Here is an 18,751-nt window from a genome sequence, read left to right as displayed (position 1 = left end):
CGCATTCGTACAAAACGATATCAATGCCGGTTTCTCTCAAGCACTGATCGCATTGGTAAACACCAACCGATTGCCAAACGGATCACTGATGGTCATATCCTGGCTGCCCCACGGCATCGCCTGAATCTGTGGGCGAGCGAAAGAATATTCCTTGGCCAACAATTGCTGCTGGAAAGCCTCTAGCTCATCCGTCTCGATCCGCAACGCCGAGCCCGGCGTGCTGTCGCCGTGGTGTTCGGACAGGTGCAGTACACATTCGCCACGCGAGATCTGCAGGTATAGCGGGAAGTTTGTTTCGAAGCGATGCTGCCAATCGACCTTGAACCCCAGGAAGTCGACGTAGAACTCCAATGCCTTGGTTTCATCGAAAATCCGCAGGATTGGAGTGGTTTTGCCGAAGCTCATGGAGTTGCTCCCAGATTGAGAAGGCCCAGAGTGTAGCTGGGCTGGATGTCAGCGCTTCGGCTTGTTTGCGGCTTTCTTTAATTGCGATGTGCCACCATTAGACGTAGATCAAAAGATCGCAGCCTTCGGCAGCTCCTACAGGGGTTGCGATCTTTCCGGCATCACCGATCACAGAAACCCTTTCCGCAAATCCCCTTCCCGCGCCAGAAACCGTCCTTCCCTTCTCCCGTTTACCTGACCTTCGCTGTAACTCAAAACACCATTTATCCACACCCCATCAATGCCTTCCGCCGCCCGTTGCGGATCGTTGAAGTCCGCCACATCGCGAATCGTCGCAGGATCGAACAACACCAGATCCGCCCAATACCCTTCGCGGATTTCGCCACGCGCCTTCAAGCCAAATCGCGCTGCCGACAGCCCGGTCATCTTGTGTACGGCGGTGTGCAGCGGAAACAGTCCGACATCGCGACTGAAATGTCCGAGCACTCGTGGGAACGCGCCCCATAAGCGTGGATGAGGAAACGGGTCTTCTGGCAAGCCGTCGGAGCCGACCATCGTCAGCGGATGCGCGAGGATTCTTCGTACGTCGGCTTCGTCCATGCCGTAATACACCGCCCCGGCCGGTTGTAGGCGTCTGGCGGCATCGAGTAACGAAACGTCCCACTCGGCGGCGATATCGATCAAATCCCGGCCACCCATTTGCGGATGCGGCGTGGACCAGGTGATGGTGATGCGATGGGCGTCGGTGACTTGCTTGAGGTCCAGCGTCGAAGAGCTCGCCGCATAGGGATAACAATCGCAGCCCACCGGATGGGTTTTCGCGGCATGTTCGAGGGACGCCAGCAATTGCGGACTACGGCCCCAGTTACCGGCGCCAGCGCATTTGAGATGGGAAATGATCACTGGTGTTTTCGCATGACGACCGATCTGAAATGCTTCGTCCATGGCCTCCAGCACCGGTTCGAATTCGCTGCGCAAATGGGTGGTGTAAACCGCGCCGAATGCCGTCAACTCTTCGGTCAATTGCATCACTTCGTCGGTCGAGGCGCAGAAGGCGTTGGCATAGGCCAGGCCTGTGGATAACCCCAAGGCACCGGCCTCAAGGCTTTCTCGCAGTTGCTCGCGCATCGCACTGATTTCAGCGGCGGTGGCCGTGCGAAACAGGTCGTCCAGGTGATTGCTGCGCAGCGCGGTGTGGCCCACCAATGCGGCCACATTCAGCGTGGTATTCGCCGCTTCGACAGCCGCGCGATAGTCGCTGAAGCGCGGATAGACGAACGCAGTCGCCGTGCCGAGCAGGTTCATCGGGTCCGGTGGCTCGCCACGCAAACTCACCGGCGAAGCGCTGATTCCGCAGTTGCCGACGATCACCGTGGTCACGCCCTGGCTGAGCTTGGGCAACATCTGTGGCTGGCGGATCACCACTGTATCGTCGTGGGTGTGCACGTCGATGAAACCTGGAGCCAACACCCTTCCGGCCGCGTCGATTTCTTCGCTGGCACTCGCATCGCGCAAGTCGCCGATACGCTCAATGCGACCGTTCAGAATCGCCACATCGGCGTGGTAACCGGGGGCGTTGCTGCCATCAATAATCAGCGCGTTGCGGATCAACGTGTCGTACTGCATGTCAGTCTCCCAGCGGCAAGTGATCGTCGCCACCGCGGTAGTCGTCCAGGGCCAGTTTGATCCGCCGCAGACGTTCTTGATTGTCTTCAGGATTGGCCAGCGCCAGCTCGGTGGCGAGCACGTCGATGGCCAGCAACATGCCGTAGCGCGCCGCCGTGGGTTTGTAGATGAAGGAAGTTTCGGCGCTTTGCAGCGGCAACAGCACATCGGCCAGTTGCGCCAGTGGCGAGTCAGCCCGGGTTATAGCGAGAATTCGGGCGCCGTAGCTGCGAGCCAGGTCCACTGCTTCGAGCAGCTCGGGCGTGATGCCGGTCAGCGAGCAGGCGATGACCGCGTGTTCGGCACCGAGGCTGGCGGCGGTGACGCGCATCATCACCGGGTCATGACACACCGCAATCGGGTAGCCGAGGCGCACCAGCCGCACTTGCAGTTCACCGCCGCACAAGGTCGAGCAGCCGCCCATGCCGAAGGCGTGAATCATCCGCGCTTTGCCCAGCAATTTCACCGCGTCGGCGAAACGTGATTCATCGAAGGCCGACAGATGCTGACGCAAGGTCGATTCGATATCGCCGACGATCTGTCCGTAGAACGCCGACTGCTCGGGTGTACCCGCCGGGTCGAGAAAGCGACTGCCGACGCCGCTGGCCTGGGCCAGTTGCAGACGCAAATCGCGCAGGTCGCGGCAACCGACCGTACGTGCAAAACGCGACAGTGTGGCGGTGCTGACTTCCGCCCGCTGCGCCAGCTCATCGAGGCTGGCGGAGGCGGCAAATCCTACGTCGTCGAGCATCAACCGAGCGATGCGTCCTTCACCAGCGCTGAAGGAATCCTGACGGGCGCGGATCTGATAGAGGATGTCCATGGCGGATGGCTCCGACTAAAGCAGGTAAGAAAGACCTACGGTCAAACCGAAGGCGACTAGCGAGATGATGGTCTCGAGCACCGTCCAGGTCTTGAAGGTCTGGGTGACGGTCATGTTGAAGTATTCCTTGATCAACCAGAAGCCGCCGTCGTTGACGTGGGAAAAGATAACCGACCCCGCCCCCGTCGCCAGCACCAACAACTCAGGATGCGGATAACCCAGACCAACGGCCACCGGCGCAACAATCCCTGAAGCGGTGGTCATGGCTACCGTGGCGGAACCGGTGGCGATGCGCATCAACGCGGCGAACAGCCAGCCCATCAACAGCGGCGACAGCTGGAATTCATCGGCCAGGCTGACGATCTGATCGGTGACGCCTGCGTCCACCAGAATCCGGTTCAAGCCACCGCCGGCGCCTACCAGCAAGGTGATGCTGGCGGTCGGCGCCAGGCATTCGTTGGTGAACTTGAGGATCGATTCGCGGTTGAAGCCCTGGGCCAGGCCGAGGGTCCAAAAACTCAGCAAAGTCGCCAGCAGCAAGGCAATCACCGAGTTGCCGATGAACAACAGAAACTGGTTGAAACCACTGCCCGGGGTGGAAATCAGATTCGCCCAACCACCGATCAACATCAGCACCACCGGCAACAAAATGGTCGCCATGGTGACGCCGAAACCCGGCAGGCTGTCGCGCGGTTCACGCTCGAGGAACTGCCGCTCCAAAGGGTTATCCGCCGGCAGCTGAATGCGCGGCACGATGAATTTGGCATACAGCGGGCCGGCGATGATCGCGGTCGGAATGCCGATCAGAATCGCATAGAGCAATGTCTGCCCCACCGACGCCTGATAGACCTGCACCGCCAGCATCGCCGCCGGGTGCGGCGGTACCAATGCGTGGACCACAGAGAGCCCGGCAACCATCGGCAAACCGACCATCAGAATCGACACGCCCACCCGCCGCGCCACGGTGAATGCGATGGGCACCAGCAAGACAAAACCGACCTCGAAGAACAGCGGCAGCCCTACAAGAAAGGCGATACACACCATCGCCCAATGCGCATTTTTTTCACCGAAGCGGTCGATCAACGTACGCGCCACCTGCTCGGCGCCGCCGGACTCGGCCATCATCTTGCCAAGCATCGTCCCCAGCGCCACCACCAGCGCAATGTGCCCCAGCGTCTTGCCCACCCCGGCCTCATACGCCCCCACCACACCCGACGGCGGCATCCCCGCCAGCAGCGCCAGGCCGATGGACACCAGGGTGATGACAATGAAGGGATTAAGCCGGTAACGGGCGATCAGGACGATCAGCGCGATGATGGCGATGGCGGCGTACACCAGCAGCCAATAGCCGAAGGAAAGCGTCATGCGGCACTCCTCGAAAGGGTCACGTCGAATAAGTTGTGAAACTCATAAATCATTTCGACGAGCTACTTTCAAACGAAGTGAAAGTAATTTTCGTGGAGGGATAAGGGATGTCGTGCAGAGGTATGGCAGGTCGTGAGTTATGAAAATCGGATGGGGGAACTTTCATCCCCTCACCGACTTGCCGAGTTCAAATCGAGATCAAATCGAGATCAAATCATCAGAGATTGCGCGATAGCGCCCTGCGCACGCTATCACTGTTCAGCGCAGGGCTTTCAGCCTCGGCAGGGGGTTGCTCCGGTGCAGGACTTTCGACCTGGAAAGAGGTTTCAGCCGGAGCCGGGCTTTCAACTTGAACAGGGCTTGGTGCATGACGGCGGTTGGTAATCTGATTCTCCAGTTTCTCGATGTAGGCGTTCAAATCGCTAATCAGCCGTTTCTTGCGCTGGGAACCCTGATACCACGCGTAGAAAAAGTAGCCCGCCGCCGCCAGGAAGCCTAGCCCGGCTGTGGCAAAACCGGCGATGCACAATCCAAGCACGATCAACACGGTCCTCCACTTAAAGGACGAAAGCTCCAGTTCAGTATTCAGCACCTTCGCGTCACGCAGCACCCAGCGCTTGGACGCCGTGTGGTTCTGCAAAATGGTGTGCAGAGGCGAACCATCCTTTTTCAAGGCACTGATCAAAGAAACTTGCTGACCTGTGCGCAAAGGAATATCAACGCCGCGCAGCTTTACATCGTGCTCGATGCCGTCCGGGGTTTTGACCCAGAACTCATGATTGATGATCGAAACAGAACTGATGCGCACAGGCGTCACATCATCGTCGTTACCGTTCACACGAACGCCGCCCGTGGATGTCACACGGGTCTCGCTGAGCTTTTCGCTGCTCACCACTTCACCGCTCAAGACAGTGAAACAAACGGTTTTATCGCCATGGGTGAAGTTGTGCATTTCGATTCCTTGTTAGACCCACGTCGATCGACGAGCAGGAGAAAGATCCGTATGCGGCGGATGCTACTAAGTAGCCACTAGACTGTCCAGAATTCGCCCCCCAGTGACGTAGAGCGGGGAACGATCACTCATCGATTTCAGTCGTGATGCTCGCTGGCGCGTTTGAGCAGTTTCTTGCAGCGTTCGGATAAATGCAGAACGCGCAGCTGCTTGCCAGCCTTGGCGTAGCGCTCGCGCAATGTCTTCAGCGCAGCGATGGCCGAGTAGTCGACGAAGCTCAGGTGGCGACAATCAAGGGTCACCTGGGCCGGGTCGTTGGCGGGATCGAACTGGTTGAGGAATGGCGTGGTAGAGGCGAAAAACAATGTGCCGTGCAGGCGGTAGAGTTTGCTGCCGTCGCTTTCCTGATAGCTGTCGGCATACAACTCGCGAGCCTGTTGCCAGGCGAAGTTGAGCGCCGCAATGATGATCCCGCACAACACGGAGATGGCCAGATCGGTGAACACCGTAATCACCGTGACCGCGATGATCACCAGGACATCGTTCAGCGGCACCTTGTTCAGCACCCGCAACGAAGCCCAGGCGAACGTCTGCTGCGACACCACGAACATCACCCCGACCAATGCGGCCAGCGGAATGCGCTCGATCAGCGGCGAAAGGAACAGCACAAACAGCAAGATCATCCCCCCAGCCACCGCACCGGACAGCCGACCACGACCGCCGGAGCTGAGGTTGATCACGGTTTGCCCGATCATGGCGCAGCCGCCCATGCCGCCGAACATACCAGAGACCACGTTGGCAGCGCCCAATGCCACGCACTCACGGTCGGGGTAGCCGCGGCTCTCGGTGATCTCGTCGGTCAGGTTCAGGGTCAGCAGGGTTTCCAGCAGGCCGACCAACGCCATCAATATCGCGTAAGGGGCGATGATGCGCAGGGTTTCCAGGCTCCAGGGGATGTCTGGCAGCGCAAGCGTCGGCAAGCCGCCAGCGATGTGCGCCATGTCGCCCAGGGTACGGGTCGGCAGGCCGAGCAGATAAACCGCCAGCCCAACACCCAGAATCGCCACCAACGCCGGCGGCACGGTGCGCGTCAGGCGCGGCATCAGGTAAACGATGGCCATCGTCAGCGCCACCAAGCCGATCATCATGTACAGCGGCGCACCACTCAACCAGCCTTCACCGCTCTTGAAGTGCTCTAACTGGGCCAGGGCAATGACAATCGCCAGGCCGTTGACGAAACCGAGTATCACCGGGTGCGGCACCATGCGCACCAGTTTGCCCAGCCTCAACAGACCAAACGCCAGCATGATCAGCCCACCCAGCAGCACCGTCGCCAGCAAGTACTGCACACCGTGCTGCACCACCAGCGCGACGATCACCACGGCCATCGACCCGGCGGCGCCAGACACCATTCCCGGCCGCCCACCAAACAGCGCTGTCAGGGTGCAGATGATGAAAGCGCCGTAAAGCCCCATCAATGGATTGAGGTGGGCCACCAGCGCGAAGGCGATGCATTCGGGCAGCAGGGCGAAAGAGGTCGTGAGTCCGGCCAGGACATCGGCGCGCAGACGTTTGGGTTTCATGGCTTACCTAAAATACAGGCGGGAGAAGAGAGGGCGGATGTTACGGAATTGAGGGCGGGCCGACCAGTGAATGGGGCGCCGGAAACGCAATCGCGAGCAGGCTCGCTCCCACATGGGCTCTATGTCGATCCCACTATCGTGAATCGACGCAAGTCCATTGTGGGAGCGAGCCTGCTCGCGATGAACGATGACGCAATCTGCGAATCAGCCCTTGAAATCCGCAATCGCGTAAGCCGCCAATTTGCCCTGGATGAAGTCCAGGAAGCACTGAATCCGTAGGGCAAGTTGCGAGTTGCGGTAGTACACCGCGTTGATCGGTTGGCGATATCCGCTGTTGAATTCCGCCAGCAGTACCTGCAAGCGCCCGGCGCGGATGTCGTCGATGGTCATGAAGTGCGATAGGCAAGCAATGCCTTGGCCGGCCAGCGCGAGGTGCCTGACCGTTTCACCACTCGACGCACTGATCGATGCCTGGATCGGCCAACGATCACCATGGACATAGCGTAGCGGCCATTGGTTGAGGCCTTCATTGTGGGTAAAGCCCAGCAGCTTGTGCTCGGTCAAATCCGCTACAGCGTTCGGTATGCCGTGTTGTTCCAGATACGCCGGGCTGGCGACGATGTGCAGCGGGCTGCAACCCAGGGAGCGCGCGTGCAAGGTCGAGTCGGCCAGCGTGCCGATGCGGATGGCAATGTCGGTGCTTTGTTCGAGGAGATCGATGATCAGGTCGTCGCTGTTGAGTTCGAGCTGGATGTCTGGGTAGAGACGGCGGAACTCATCGATGTACGGCACGATGGCGTGCAGCATGAATGGCGAGGCAGCATTGATTCGCAGACGTCCGGAGGGGGTTTGCTGCCGTGAGGACAGACGCTCTTCGAGTTCGTCCATTTGATCGAGAATCAGCTTGGCGTGCTCGAAGAAATACTTGCCCTCCTCGGTCAGGTCCATGCGGCGCGTGGTGCGGTTGATCAGCGTGGTGTCGAGCTTGGCCTCCAGACGCGACAGCGTGCGGCTGACCGCCGACGGCGTTTGCCCGACCTGTTCGGCCGCAGCCGAAATCGATCCGCACTCAATCACGCAGACGAAAATCTGCAACTCATCGGATCTGGCTTTCACGTGTGTCCCTTATCGATAGTCCTGCGCCGTTCTGCTGTGGAGGGTGGGCTTGCCTGTGGCGAGGGGCCCATGTGGCGAGGGGGCTTGCCCCCGTTTGGCGGCGAAGCCGTCGTAAAATAAGTAACTGCGGACTATCTGAACCACCGCGTTGGCAGGTTTGGGGTCCGCTTCGCGCACCAACGGGGGCAAGCCCCCTCGCCACAGATTCAGCGCCTGCTTCAGATATCGATAGTAGCTGAGCGTTATGCCTTAAGGCCAAACACCTCGCTCAAGTGCTGCTCATAACGCGCCACATCGGCTTCGACGTTCGGGCGTTTCATCACATCGACGCACAGGAAGGTCGGCAAACCGGTCATGCCAAGGAAGGTGTTGGCCTTGTGGAACGGGAAGTACACCGCATCCACACCTTTGGCTTCGAAGAAGTCGGTCGGGTCGTCGAAGGCTTGCTGCGGCGCGTTCCAGGTCAGCGACAACATGTATTTTTTACCGTGCAACAAACCGCCGCTGCCGTACTTCTGCGACGCGTCGGAGCGCGTGCGGCCATCGCTGGCATAAAGACTGCCGTGACCTTCGGTAAAGACTTCATCGACGTACTTCTTGACGGTCCAGGGCGCGCCCATCCACCAGCCTGGCATCTGATAAATGATCACATCGGCCCAGAGGAATTTGGCGACTTCCTCCGCGACGTCGTACCCCTCGTCGATGAACGTGGCTTTTACATCCACACCGCCGCGATCCAGCACGCTCAGCGCCGCTTCGTGCAACGTCGTGTTGTAGCGCCCATCGGAGTGGGCAAATTTTTTGCCGCCATTGAGCAACAGGACTTTTTTCATGGGAGAAATCTCGCAAGGTTGAAATTCGATGGCGGCAGAGTAGCGATCGACCTCGCGTGGAATAAGCCCAGGATCAGCAAAATTCATTTGACCAATACGCACGAATCAACAGGCGATTGTTGCCATAAGCTTGTGCTGATTCTGACATCCAAGGAGAACCTGATGAGCGAACTGCATGGCTTCATCCTGCACGCCAAGACCCGCCCGGAAAAAGCCGAGGCCTTCGAAGCGTTGTTCCGTGCTTATGTCGAACCGAGTCGCGCCGAACCCGGCTGTATCGAGTACCACATGCTGCGCGACAAACAGGACCCGACGCTGTTTATCTTCTACGAGATCTGGCAGTCCCAGGCCCATCTGGACGTGCACTCGAACCTGCCGCACATGAAGCAGTTCCTCGACCAGCGCATGGAGTTTCTGGAACGGGATTTCGATATCCGGCCGATCGAGATGCTCAGCGCGTCATCCGCTAGCCGCTGATCAACAGGTGGCCGCCGAGTACGCCGAGGCCGATGAAGAACACGCGCTTGAACAACACGGCGCTGATCCGTTGGCGCAGCCATTGCCCCAACAGCATGCCGAGCACCGCCGGAATCAGCGCCAGCAGCGATGCACTCAACTCGCCTCCGCCGAGGGCGCCGCGCCATAGCAGTCCGGCGGCCAATGCCAGGGTTGAGACGGTGAACGACAGGCCCAGCGCCTGCACCAGTTCATCCTTGCTCAAGCCCAGCGCTTGCAGATAAGGCACCGCCGGAATCACGAAGACGCCGGTGGCCGAAGTGATGACACCCGTCAGCACACCGCACAGCGGACCGAGCCAACGCTCGGTGCGACTGCCGACACGCAAGGTCGGCAGGAACAATCCGCTCAAGGCGTATATCAACAACGCCGCCCCCAGCCCTCGCACGACCCAATGCCCACCGGCCATGCCGATCCAGAGCGTGCCGGCGCCCGTGCCGATGAAAATCGCCAGCAGCATCGGCCACAACCGGTTCAGCAGCCCGCGCAAATGACCGCCGAATGCCAGTTGCCAGACGTTGGTCAACGTCGCGGGAATAATCAGCAACGCCGCAGCCTGCGACGGTGCCATAGCCAGACCGAGCAAGCCCATGGCAATGGTCGGCAGGCCAAGGCCGATCACGCCTTTGATCATCCCGGCCAGCAGGAAGGTGGCTATGACCAGCAAGGTCAGGGACAAGCCCAGATGTTGGTAGAACGCGGCGAGTGTATTCATGGGGCTATCCTGAGCCCTGATGGTTGCCTTGGAAATCTGCCATATACTGAGGCTGCCTCTTGATTTGGTAGAGGCTAAAGTTTTCGTTGCGGCTGATGACGTCTTCGCGGGCAAGCCTCGCTCCTACAAGGATGTGTCGATCACACAGTCCCTGTAGGAGCGAGGCTTGCCCGCGAAAGCGCCCGCCCAGACAACAAACCTCCCGAGGCTGTAACAATGCACTTCGACCTGACCGACCTGCGCCTCTACCTGAACATCCTCGACACCGGCAATATCACCGCCGGCGCCGCCCGCAGCCATCTGTCGCTGGCGGCAGCGAGCGCTCGAATCCGCGCCATGGAGGCTTCACTGGGCATCGAGTTTCTAGAGCGAGGTCGCCGCGGTGTCAGCCCGACGCCTGCCGGCCGGGCCCTGGCGCAGCACGCCCGAGTCCTTTTGCAACAGGCCGAGCGCATGCAGCAGGACCTGGCCGAATACGCCAAAGGAGTCAAAGGCCAAGTACGGTTGTTGTGTAATACCACAGCAATCACCGAGTACCTGCCTGAGTTGCTGGCAGACTTTCTGCGCGATCATCCGAACCTCGACATCGACCTCCAAGAGTTGCCCAGCGCGCGCATCACCCACGCCTTGCGCCAAGGTGCGGCGGACCTGGGCATCGTGTCCGACGCCGTGGATGCCGACGGCCTTCAGACCCGCTATTTCCGTGACGACCCACTGGTGTTGATCCTGCCATGGGATCACCCCTTGGCCGACACCGGACCGTTAAGTTTCAACGCCACCCTGCACCACGATTACGTCGGCCTGAACGCCAACAGCGCCTTGGCCGTGTACCTGGAAGAACAAGCCCTGCACAGCGGCTTACGGATGCAAATCCGCATCCGTGCCGATGGCTTCGATGGTGTGATGCGCGTGGTCGCCCGAGGTGCCGGGCTGGCGATCGTGCCCTTGGCAGCGGTCGAACGCTGGCCGACTGAAACACCGTTCAAAAGCATCGCACTGAAAGAGCCATGGGCACGACGCAAACTGTTGCTGTGCGCCCGGGACTTCGCCGTGCTGCCCGGTTATGCCCAGGCCTTGCTGAACGCCTTGACTCTCCCCTGAGGGGCAGACTTTACCCTTGAGGTTTCATCTTCAGGGACCGTTACGATGAGCAAGCGAATTCTGGTGATCCTCGGTCATCCTTCGAGCAACAGTTTCTGCGGCGCACTTGCCGAACGCTACGCACAATCGGCGTTGCGTGCCGGGCATGAGGTGCGCCAACTGTGGCTGGGTAAAATGGACTTCGACCCGGTCCTACGCGAAGGCTATCAACATGTGCAGCCGCTGGAAGCCGACTTGCGCCGTGCTCAGGCGGACATTCTGTGGGCTGAACACCTGACCCTGGTCTACCCGATCTGGTGGGGCGGTATACCGGCCTTGCTCAAGGGTTTTCTTGATCGGGTGTTGCTTCCCGGCTTCGCCTTCAAGTATCGCGAAGGCAAGGCCTTCCCCGACAAATTGTTGTATGGCCGTAGCGCGCACCTGCTCGTGACCATGGACACGCCACCTTGGTATTACCGTTGGATCTACCGCATGCCCGGGCTGCATCAGATGCGCAAAACCACCCTGGCGTTTTGCGGCATCGAACCTCGGCGCACGCTCACCTTCGGGCCGGTTCTTGGGTCCAGCGCCGGTCAGCGCGAAACCTGGCTGCTGCAAGCCCAGGCTATCGCCAGCCGATGAGTCTGCCGATAATGGGGCTGGCTTATCCTCGGCAAAAAAGGACTTTTCATGTACATCGGCCAAGCCGCGCATCGCTCGGGCACGACAATCAAGAGTATCCGCCATTACGAGTCGATCGGCTTGCTGCCTGCCGCTCGGCGGCAAGGAAAATACCGTGTCTATGATCAGCACAGCGTCGACCTGCTGATCTTCATCAAGTGCGCCCAGCAACTGGGCTTCAAGCTCAAGGAGTTGCAGGCGATCTTTACCGAACATCAAGGCCTGGCGATGCCCTGGTCATTGGCGCAGCAAGCCATCGATGCCAAGAAACGCGAAATCAGCCAGAGGATTGCCGCACTCAGGCATCAACACGAGCAATTGGTCGAGTTCGAAGCCAGCCTCACACAGGCCAGAGCCGATTGCCCGCTGGAAAGTCTTTGAGAGTCTGCGCGTTTCTGGACAGCTCAATGTCGAATACAGACAACTGAACGGTGTATGGGCGCTATAGGGTGCGACTTCAGTTCTTGAACCCACTGCCCGGAGTCATCATGACCGCACCGATTACCGTCCTTCGCGATACTCATCCACTGCCCGTGCTCGACGCCTGCAAATGGGAAAAACTCGAAGGCGACCCGCACACCGTCAACCTCAACGCCTACACCAGCGAAGACGGAAGCAAGATCATGGGCACCTGGATCTGCACGCCGGGCAAGTGGTATGTGGAATATGTGAAGTGGGAATACTGCCATTTCCAGGAAGGCTACTGCATCATCACCCCGGAAGGCATGGCACCGATCCATCTTCGCGCCGGTGATATTTTCGTTATCGAGCCAGGCATGAAAGGCACGTGGGAAGTGGTTGAGACCGTGCGCAAATATTTCGTGTTTGCCTGATGCAAAAAACCGAGAGACCACCCGACGTGGTCTCTCGGAAATACTGAAATACGCAGTCCCCGTGGCGAGGGGCTTTTGTGGCGAGGGGGCTTGCCCCCGTTCGGCGGCGAAGCCGTCGTCAAACCTGCCGATGCGGTATGTGCGGTATGAATGAAGGAATGCAGGGGGAGCGCTACGCACTCCAACGGGGGCAAGCCCCCTCGCCACAGGCAAGCCCTCTCACCATAGGCAAACCCACCAGCAATCCCGTCCCCTTATTGGGGTTTGCGATAGCTGTTGATGATCGCCGAGAAGTCCTTGCCACCTTCCCCACGCTGACTCATCGCCTGATACAACTGCTGCGCCACCGCGCCGAGCACCACCGGTTGGTGCGCCTGACGTGCCGCCTCAGTGGCCAGCCCCAGATCCTTGAGCATCAGTTCAGCACCGAAACCGCCGGTATACCCGCGCGAGGCCGGCGCCGTTTCGACGATACCCGGCCACGGGTTGTACATCTCCGAACTCCAGCAGCGCCCGGTGGAACTGTTGATGATCCCCGCCAGCACCGTCGTGTCGATCCCCAGCGCATCGCCCAAAGCCATGGCTTCGCTGACGCCGACCATGGAAATCCCCAGCAGCAGGTTGTTGCAGATCTTGGCGATTTGCCCGGTGCCGACTTCGCCACAGTGCACGATATTGCGGCCCATCAGCGCCAGCACCGGTTGCAGGGTGGCGAACAACTCAGGCGTAGCGCCGACCATGAAGGTCAGCGTCCCGGCCGCAGCACCGCCAGTACCGCCAGAGACCGGTGCATCGGCCATGGCCACGCCTTGTTTGGCAGCCGCTGCGGCAACGTCGCGCGCTGTCTGCGGATCGATGGTGCTGCAATCCACTGCGGGCACGCCCTTGGCGATTCCCGCCAACACGCCGTCTTCACCCAGCCAGACGCTGCGCACATGCACAGCGGCTGGCAGCATGGTGATCACCAACTCTGCACCTTGAGCCGCTTCACGCGCCGAAGCGCTGATGCTGCCGCCCAGTTGCTCGAGCTCTGCCAGCACAGTTTTGTTCAGGTCGACCAGGCTCAGTGAATGGCCGGCCTTGATCAGGTTGCGCGCCATCGGCGCGCCCATGTTGCCGAGACCGATAAAAGCGATTTTCATGTCCGGCTCCTTAACGCAAGTGGATGGTGGTGTTCACACCGTCGTTGACGCTGTCGTCATCGAACCAGCGCGCAGTGACGGTCTTGGTTTGAGTGTAGAACTGCACCACTTGCTTGCCATACGGACCGAGGTCGCCGAGCTTCGACCCACGGGAACCGGTGAAGCTGAAGAACGGCACCGGCACAGGAATCGGGATGTTGATGCCGACCTGACCGACGTCGATTTCCGTCTGGAATTTACGTGCCGCCGCACCGCTCTGGGTGAACAACCCCGTGCCGTTGCCGAATGGGTTGGCGTTGACCAGTGCGATGGCCTGATCGAGGGTATCGACTTCCAATACCACCAGCACCGGACCGAAGATTTCCTGGGTGTAGATCTGCATCTCGGGAGTGACACCAGAGAACAGGGTTGGGCCGACAAAGTTACCCTTCTCGTAGCCCGGAACGCTGATGTCGCGACCGTCCAGTTCGAGCTTGGCACCCTCCTTGATGCCGCTCTCGATCAGATCGAGAATCCGCGCCTTGGCTCGCTTGGAAATCACCGGACCAACATCAGTGCCCGGCTCGCTGCCGGCATTGACCTTGAGTTTCTGCGCCAGCGCCTTCAGGTCAGGCAGCCATTGCTTGGCCGCGCCCACCAGCACCACGACGGATGTGGCCATGCAGCGTTGCCCGGCCGCACCGAAACCGGCGCCGACCAGAGCGTTGAGGGCTTGCTCGCGGTTGGCATCGGGCAGCACAACGGCGTGGTTCTTGGCGCCCATCATCGATTGCACGCGCTTGCCGTGTTTGCCGGCCAGGTCGTAGACGTGAGTACCGACCGCGGTCGAACCGACGAACGAAACAGCCTTGATGTCCTTGTGGGTGCAAAGCGCATCCACGACATCCTTGCCGCCATGAACGACGTTGAGCACACCCGGCGGAATGCCGGCCTCGATGGCCAGTTCCACCAACAGCATGGTCGACATCGGGTCCTGTTCGGACGGCTTGAGCACGAAGGTGTTGCCGCAGGCGATGGCCATCGGGAACATCCACAGCGGAATCATCGCCGGGAAGTTGAACGGGGTAATGCCGGCGCAGACGCCGATCGGCTGACGCAGGGTGTAGGTATCGACACCGCCAGCGACGTTCTCGGCGAACTCGCCCATTTGCAGGCTGCCAATGGAGCAAGCGTGTTCGACCACTTCCAGGCCGCGGAAGATGTCGCCTTCAGCATCGGCAATGGTTTTGCCCTGCTCGTTGCTGAGTACCACGGCAATACGCTTGGAGTGTTCACGAATCAACGCCTGAAGCTTGAGCATGATGCGCATCCGCGCGCCGATCGGTGTCAGCTTCCAGGTCTGGAAGGCGCGATGGGCTGCGCTGATGGCAGCATCGACTTCGGCAGCCGTCGCGAATGGGACTTTGGCCAACACTTGTTGGGTCGCCGGGTTGACGATGTCGTGCCATTCGGTGGTCTGGGATTCGACCCACTCGCCATCGATCAACAACTTGACCTTTTGCACGGTGGTTTCTAGCGATGCGTTCATGTTGGTCTCCGGGACGTTGTTCTTATTTAGAGAGCTATCTTTGGAGCCAAGGCGAGAAAGTCGCCTTGAGATGCGACGTGTGTCACGAATTGGTTGTCGGACTGTTTTTGGAGTATAGATGTGCAAACTTCTAATAAGAACGCACATAAAAGCCGGTCCATCATGCAAAAAAACATCACGTCTTTAGGCTCGTTGAACTGGGATGACCTCAAGTTTTTCCTCGAGGTTGCCCGCACTCGCAAGGCCAGCACCGCGGCCAAACGTCTGGCGGTGGACTACACCACTGTGTCGCGACGCATCAGTTCACTGGAAGCCTCGTTGGGCACGTTGCTGTTCGAAAAGTCCCGCACCAGCGGTTTCGTCCTGACTGCCGAAGGCCAGCGGCTGCTGGGTTACGCCGAGTCGATCGAAAGCACTCTGCACATGGCCTGCGAACAGGTTTCGGGCTCCGGCGTGGCGTTGTCCGGGCATGTGCGCATGGGTTGCACCGAAGGGTTCGGCAGCTTTTTCATCACCCCGCAGCTGAGCCATTTCGTCGACGCCTACCCGGCGATCTCGGTGGACATCCTGCCGCTGCCGCACTTCATCAGCCTGTCCAAACGCGAGGCAGACATCGTCATCGCGCTGGAGCGGCCGGAACATGGCCCGTATGTCTGCTGCAAACTCTGCGACTACCGACTGCAGCTGTATGCGACCCAGGATTATCTGGACAAGCACCCACCGATCCGCCGCCCGGCAGACTTGGGCAAGCATCAATTCATCAGTTATGTGGACGATCTGGCGTTCAGCTCGGAGCTGCTGTACCTGGCGAATGTGTTGCCCGGTGCCAGTGCCAATCTGCGCAGCACCAGCGTGATCGCGCAGTTCGTAGCGGCGCAGCAAGGACGGTCACTGGCGATTCTGCCGTGCTTCCTGGCGGCTCAGGATCCGCGATTGCTGCCGGTGTTGCCGCAAGAGATCACCATTACCCGGCAGTTCTGGATGTACTGCCGGGAAGACCTGCGCAAACTCAAGCGGATCACGTTGCTGTGGGACTACATCCGTGGGGTCACCGAGCAGAATCAAGCACTGTTGATGGGGGAAAGTCGGGAGATGTTGTTCGCCGATTAATCCGCGCTCACCACGATCGACACCCGACGGTTCTCGGAGCGTCCAACCGCAGTGTCGTTGGACGCAACAGGCTTGCTGCTACCCAGGCCGCGCAGTTGGATGTTTTCTTCTTTTATGCCGACAGCGGCCAAAACCTTGCCGACGCTTTTTGCGCGACGCAGTGAAAGCTGTTCGTTATAGGACTCTTTGCCCGAGGCATCGGTGTGGCCATCGATCCTCACCCGCTCGATGCCCACACCCAACAACGCCTTGCCGATGCGCTCGACGATCTCGGTACTGGCGGGGTTCAGGCTCTCGACGTCACTGCTGAACAGCACCTTGTCCGACAAGCCATAGGCCCAGCCATCATCCGTCATTTCGAAACCTTGCTGCTTGAGCACAGCGATTTGCGCCGGGGTCAGACCCTTTTGCGGTGCTGTCTGGCAACCGGTCAATGCCAGCAAGGCCAGGAACAGGGTGATCGTGAAAAATCGTAGAAAACGCTGATTGAAGGTGAACACAGACATTAGCTCCTGGTTTGAACATGGGCGACAGGGAACTCCGCCCCTGCCGTTTGCTGCGCGCCTCGGGAAAGGCGTTTGGCCTGGTACATCGCGGCGTCGGCAGCATCGAGCAACGCACCCGGTGTGCCCCCATGATCGGGGTACACGGCGATGCCGATACTGAGTGAAGTCAACACCTGAATACTGCCCGGCAACTGGATGGGTATTTCCATGCTGGCGATGATTTTGTCAGCAATCCGTTCGGCGTCTTCGGTTTTATGCAGCGGTGTCAGCAGGACGGCAAACTCGTCGCCGCCCAGACGCGCGACCAGGTCCTCTTCACGCAGCTGCGCACGAACCCGCGTTGCCACGGCGATCAGCACCGCATCGCCGGCAGCATGGCCAAAGTTATCGTTGATCTCCTTGAACCGGTCGCTGTCGAGAAACAGCACGGCCACTCGCTCATCCAATTTGCTGGCATTGCGTAAGGCTCGCATCAGGCGGCCTTCGAAAAATGCTCGATTCGGCAGTCCGGTAAGGCTGTCATGGCTGGCTTGGTGGGCCAGGGTTTCGTTTTCGCTTTGCAAGTGGGTCTGCCAGGATTCGAGTTCATCGAGCAAGGCATTGAAGTCGTTGCCCAAGTTGTCGAGTTCGGCAATATCGGCGGGCGGCACGCGCTGGTCGAAGGCTCGCTCGCTGCGAGCGGCGTGAGCCACCGCAGCCAAGCTGCGCATCGGGCCGATGATCCCCCGCAATTGCCGCCGCGCCAGATAGAGCGCAACCCAGGCACTGACGGCGGTACACAAGACGATCCCCATCAGGCCGCTGAGCAAAAAGCGCATGAGACTGCCGCCGTGACCGATGAGCAGAATGCTGCCGATTTCCTGACCTTGATGGACGATCGGCATGCTGATGGGTTTTTCCAGAATCACCCGGGCGATCTGCACTTCAAGATCGGACAACAATCCCGTTTCCGGCCGTTGCCAACGTGCGAGTAACTCGCCTTTCTCGTCCATCACCTGTGCATCGGCCACTTCTTCGGTGGACGCGATCAATGCCAGCGCTTCGGTGGCGGCGACCTTATCGTTGAACACCACCGCGGCTTCCACGGTGTAATTGATCGAACGGGCGATCAGATGCAGGTTGTGATCGGCATAAACCCGCAAGGCCAGAACCCCCAGCAGGGTCAACGAAACACTGGCCATGGCCACGCCCACCAGGGCGACGATCAAATGCCCACGGCCGATAACCGACCCCAGGGTCGGACGTATACGAGATTTGAATAGACTCATGGTGCCGCCGGCTTGCGACGCGACAGTTGCAGCACACTGGGATGGATGCGCACACCGCTGCGGGCGACCGAGTCGAGGTTGACCTCGAAGGATACCTGTTCATCGCCGACCCGCAGGCAGAACAGACTGCCGACGGTGCATTGATCGCCGCCTTCGCTGATGCTCACCACCGGGCGCCCTGTCAGCGAGGCGAATAATCGACTGCGTTCGTCGCTGGTCAGCTTGCCGATGTACACCGCGTCGCATTCACCCGCAATGGCCGGGTTATCGGCCAAAAGCCGTCGCACGGTGACAGCCCGACCAGTGGCCTGGGTAGTGCCTTTGACCAGATCGTCGGTGTACTCGGTAGGGCCGACCACGCACAGACGCAACTGTTGAGGCTCAACAGGCCACCGGGCATAACTGAGGATCCCGAGCACCACCTGAGTGACTGATCTGGCACGCTGGTCGGCCTTGCTTACGGTGGTTTCCGGCTGAGCGAAGGTAACGCCCGCCAACAAACAGAGAAGGCCGGCAAGCAGCACTTGCTTGCAGCCAACAACGCGCTCTGTCGCCCGGACAGCCACCTTCATGCAGGGATTCTCTTCGATCGCAACGAAATGATGCCGCAACGATAGCACAGCACCGAAA

Annotated in this window: 20 protein-coding genes; 6 read left to right on the top strand and 14 right to left on the bottom strand. The window is 59.7% G+C overall.

Going from position 1 to position 18,751, the window contains the following annotated elements; genetic code table 11:
* Positions 1–36: 36 nt before the first annotated feature.
* From AB7M22_RS00140 to AB7M22_RS00105, 8 genes are all read right to left on the bottom strand, one after another.
* Positions 37–405: a glyoxalase superfamily protein gene (locus AB7M22_RS00140; RefSeq protein ID WP_454184842.1), complete on the bottom strand. Its 369-nt coding sequence runs from the start codon at positions 403–405 to the stop codon at positions 37–39.
* A gap of 168 nt (positions 406–573) precedes the next feature.
* Positions 574–2,031 carry an N-acyl-D-amino-acid deacylase family protein gene (locus AB7M22_RS00135; RefSeq protein ID WP_454184841.1) on the bottom strand — a complete coding sequence of 486 codons (1,458 nt, stop codon included), beginning with the start codon at positions 2,029–2,031 and terminating at the stop codon, positions 574–576.
* Position 2,032: 1 nt separating this feature from the next.
* A complete protein-coding gene (locus AB7M22_RS00130; RefSeq protein ID WP_454184840.1) occupies positions 2,033–2,893 on the bottom strand; it encodes a MurR/RpiR family transcriptional regulator in 861 nt (286 codons plus the stop codon).
* A gap of 15 nt (positions 2,894–2,908) precedes the next feature.
* The gene (locus AB7M22_RS00125) at positions 2,909–4,258 is read right to left on the bottom strand and encodes a GntT/GntP/DsdX family permease (protein WP_454184839.1); all 1,350 of its coding nucleotides are present in this window, start codon (positions 4,256–4,258) and stop codon (positions 2,909–2,911) included.
* 217 nt (positions 4,259–4,475) lie between these two features.
* Positions 4,476–5,210: a hypothetical protein gene (locus AB7M22_RS00120; protein ID WP_454184838.1), complete on the bottom strand. Its 735-nt coding sequence runs from the start codon at positions 5,208–5,210 to the stop codon at positions 4,476–4,478.
* A gap of 137 nt (positions 5,211–5,347) precedes the next feature.
* Positions 5,348–6,793 carry a SulP family inorganic anion transporter gene (locus tag AB7M22_RS00115; RefSeq protein ID WP_454184837.1) on the bottom strand — a complete coding sequence of 482 codons (1,446 nt, stop codon included), beginning with the start codon at positions 6,791–6,793 and terminating at the stop codon, positions 5,348–5,350.
* A 204-nt stretch (positions 6,794–6,997) separates the two neighbouring features.
* Positions 6,998–7,909, bottom strand: a complete 912-nt coding sequence (locus AB7M22_RS00110; RefSeq protein WP_454184836.1) for a LysR substrate-binding domain-containing protein — start codon at positions 7,907–7,909, stop codon at positions 6,998–7,000.
* 242 nt (positions 7,910–8,151) lie between these two features.
* A complete protein-coding gene (locus AB7M22_RS00105) occupies positions 8,152–8,742 on the bottom strand; it encodes an NAD(P)H-dependent oxidoreductase (protein WP_008005541.1) in 591 nt (196 codons plus the stop codon).
* Between the two features lie 162 nt (positions 8,743–8,904).
* On the opposite strand from AB7M22_RS00105, the gene AB7M22_RS00100 reads away from it, so the two are divergent.
* Positions 8,905–9,219, top strand: a complete 315-nt coding sequence (locus AB7M22_RS00100; RefSeq protein WP_454184835.1) for a putative quinol monooxygenase — start codon at positions 8,905–8,907, stop codon at positions 9,217–9,219.
* Here AB7M22_RS00100 and AB7M22_RS00095 read toward each other — a convergent pair.
* The gene (locus tag AB7M22_RS00095; RefSeq protein WP_454184834.1) at positions 9,209–9,973 is read right to left on the bottom strand and encodes a sulfite exporter TauE/SafE family protein; all 765 of its coding nucleotides are present in this window, start codon (positions 9,971–9,973) and stop codon (positions 9,209–9,211) included. The genes AB7M22_RS00100 and AB7M22_RS00095 overlap by 11 nt on opposite strands.
* Before the next feature lie 216 nt (positions 9,974–10,189).
* On the opposite strand from AB7M22_RS00095, the gene AB7M22_RS00090 reads away from it, so the two are divergent.
* The 4 genes from AB7M22_RS00090 (at position 10,190) to AB7M22_RS00075 (ending at position 12,567) form a co-directional block, all read left to right on the top strand.
* Positions 10,190–11,074, top strand: a complete 885-nt coding sequence (locus tag AB7M22_RS00090; protein WP_454184833.1) for a LysR substrate-binding domain-containing protein — start codon at positions 10,190–10,192, stop codon at positions 11,072–11,074.
* 45 nt (positions 11,075–11,119) lie between these two features.
* Positions 11,120–11,695: an NAD(P)H-dependent oxidoreductase gene (locus tag AB7M22_RS00085; RefSeq protein WP_454184832.1), complete on the top strand. Its 576-nt coding sequence runs from the start codon at positions 11,120–11,122 to the stop codon at positions 11,693–11,695.
* Positions 11,696–11,743: 48 nt separating this feature from the next.
* Positions 11,744–12,115, top strand: coding sequence for a MerR family transcriptional regulator (locus tag AB7M22_RS00080; protein ID WP_008005551.1), 372 nt, complete (start codon positions 11,744–11,746; stop codon positions 12,113–12,115).
* A gap of 107 nt (positions 12,116–12,222) precedes the next feature.
* A complete protein-coding gene (locus AB7M22_RS00075; RefSeq protein ID WP_007900627.1) occupies positions 12,223–12,567 on the top strand; it encodes a cupin domain-containing protein in 345 nt (114 codons plus the stop codon).
* Between the two features lie 254 nt (positions 12,568–12,821).
* On the opposite strand, the gene mmsB is transcribed toward AB7M22_RS00075, so the two are convergent.
* Both mmsB and AB7M22_RS00065 read right to left on the bottom strand, forming a co-directional pair.
* Positions 12,822–13,709 (bottom strand): 3-hydroxyisobutyrate dehydrogenase, encoded by an 888-nt coding sequence (gene mmsB / locus AB7M22_RS00070; RefSeq protein WP_454184831.1) that lies wholly within the window; start codon positions 13,707–13,709, stop codon positions 12,822–12,824.
* Between the two features lie 10 nt (positions 13,710–13,719).
* Complete coding sequence (locus tag AB7M22_RS00065; protein ID WP_008005553.1) at positions 13,720–15,237, bottom strand: CoA-acylating methylmalonate-semialdehyde dehydrogenase; 1,518 nt, start codon at positions 15,235–15,237, stop codon at positions 13,720–13,722.
* A gap of 162 nt (positions 15,238–15,399) precedes the next feature.
* Here AB7M22_RS00065 and AB7M22_RS00060 point away from each other — a divergent pair, with 162 nt between their 5' ends.
* Positions 15,400–16,347, top strand: coding sequence for a LysR family transcriptional regulator (locus tag AB7M22_RS00060; protein WP_008005554.1), 948 nt, complete (start codon positions 15,400–15,402; stop codon positions 16,345–16,347).
* On the opposite strand, the gene AB7M22_RS00055 is transcribed toward AB7M22_RS00060, so the two are convergent.
* The 3 genes from AB7M22_RS00055 to AB7M22_RS00045 are packed head-to-tail and all read right to left on the bottom strand — an operon-like array spanning position 16,344 to position 18,693.
* Positions 16,344–16,847, bottom strand: coding sequence for an OmpA family protein (locus tag AB7M22_RS00055; RefSeq protein WP_454188739.1), 504 nt, complete (start codon positions 16,845–16,847; stop codon positions 16,344–16,346). The two genes, AB7M22_RS00060 and AB7M22_RS00055, sit on opposite strands and share 4 nt — an antisense overlap.
* A gap of 5 nt (positions 16,848–16,852) precedes the next feature.
* Entirely contained in the window at positions 16,853–18,121 is a 1,269-nt protein-coding gene (locus tag AB7M22_RS00050) for a diguanylate cyclase domain-containing protein (RefSeq protein ID WP_454184830.1), read from the bottom strand.
* A complete protein-coding gene (locus tag AB7M22_RS00045) occupies positions 18,118–18,693 on the bottom strand; it encodes a YfiR family protein (RefSeq protein ID WP_454184829.1) in 576 nt (191 codons plus the stop codon). Before AB7M22_RS00045 ends, AB7M22_RS00050 begins: the two co-directional genes overlap by 4 nt.
* Positions 18,694–18,751: the final 58 nt, after the last annotated feature.

The organism is Pseudomonas sp. ADAK2 TE3594 (assembly GCF_053628675.1).
The sequence above is the reverse complement of the archived record's forward strand: the minus strand, read 5'-3'. Positions and strand labels throughout refer to the sequence as shown.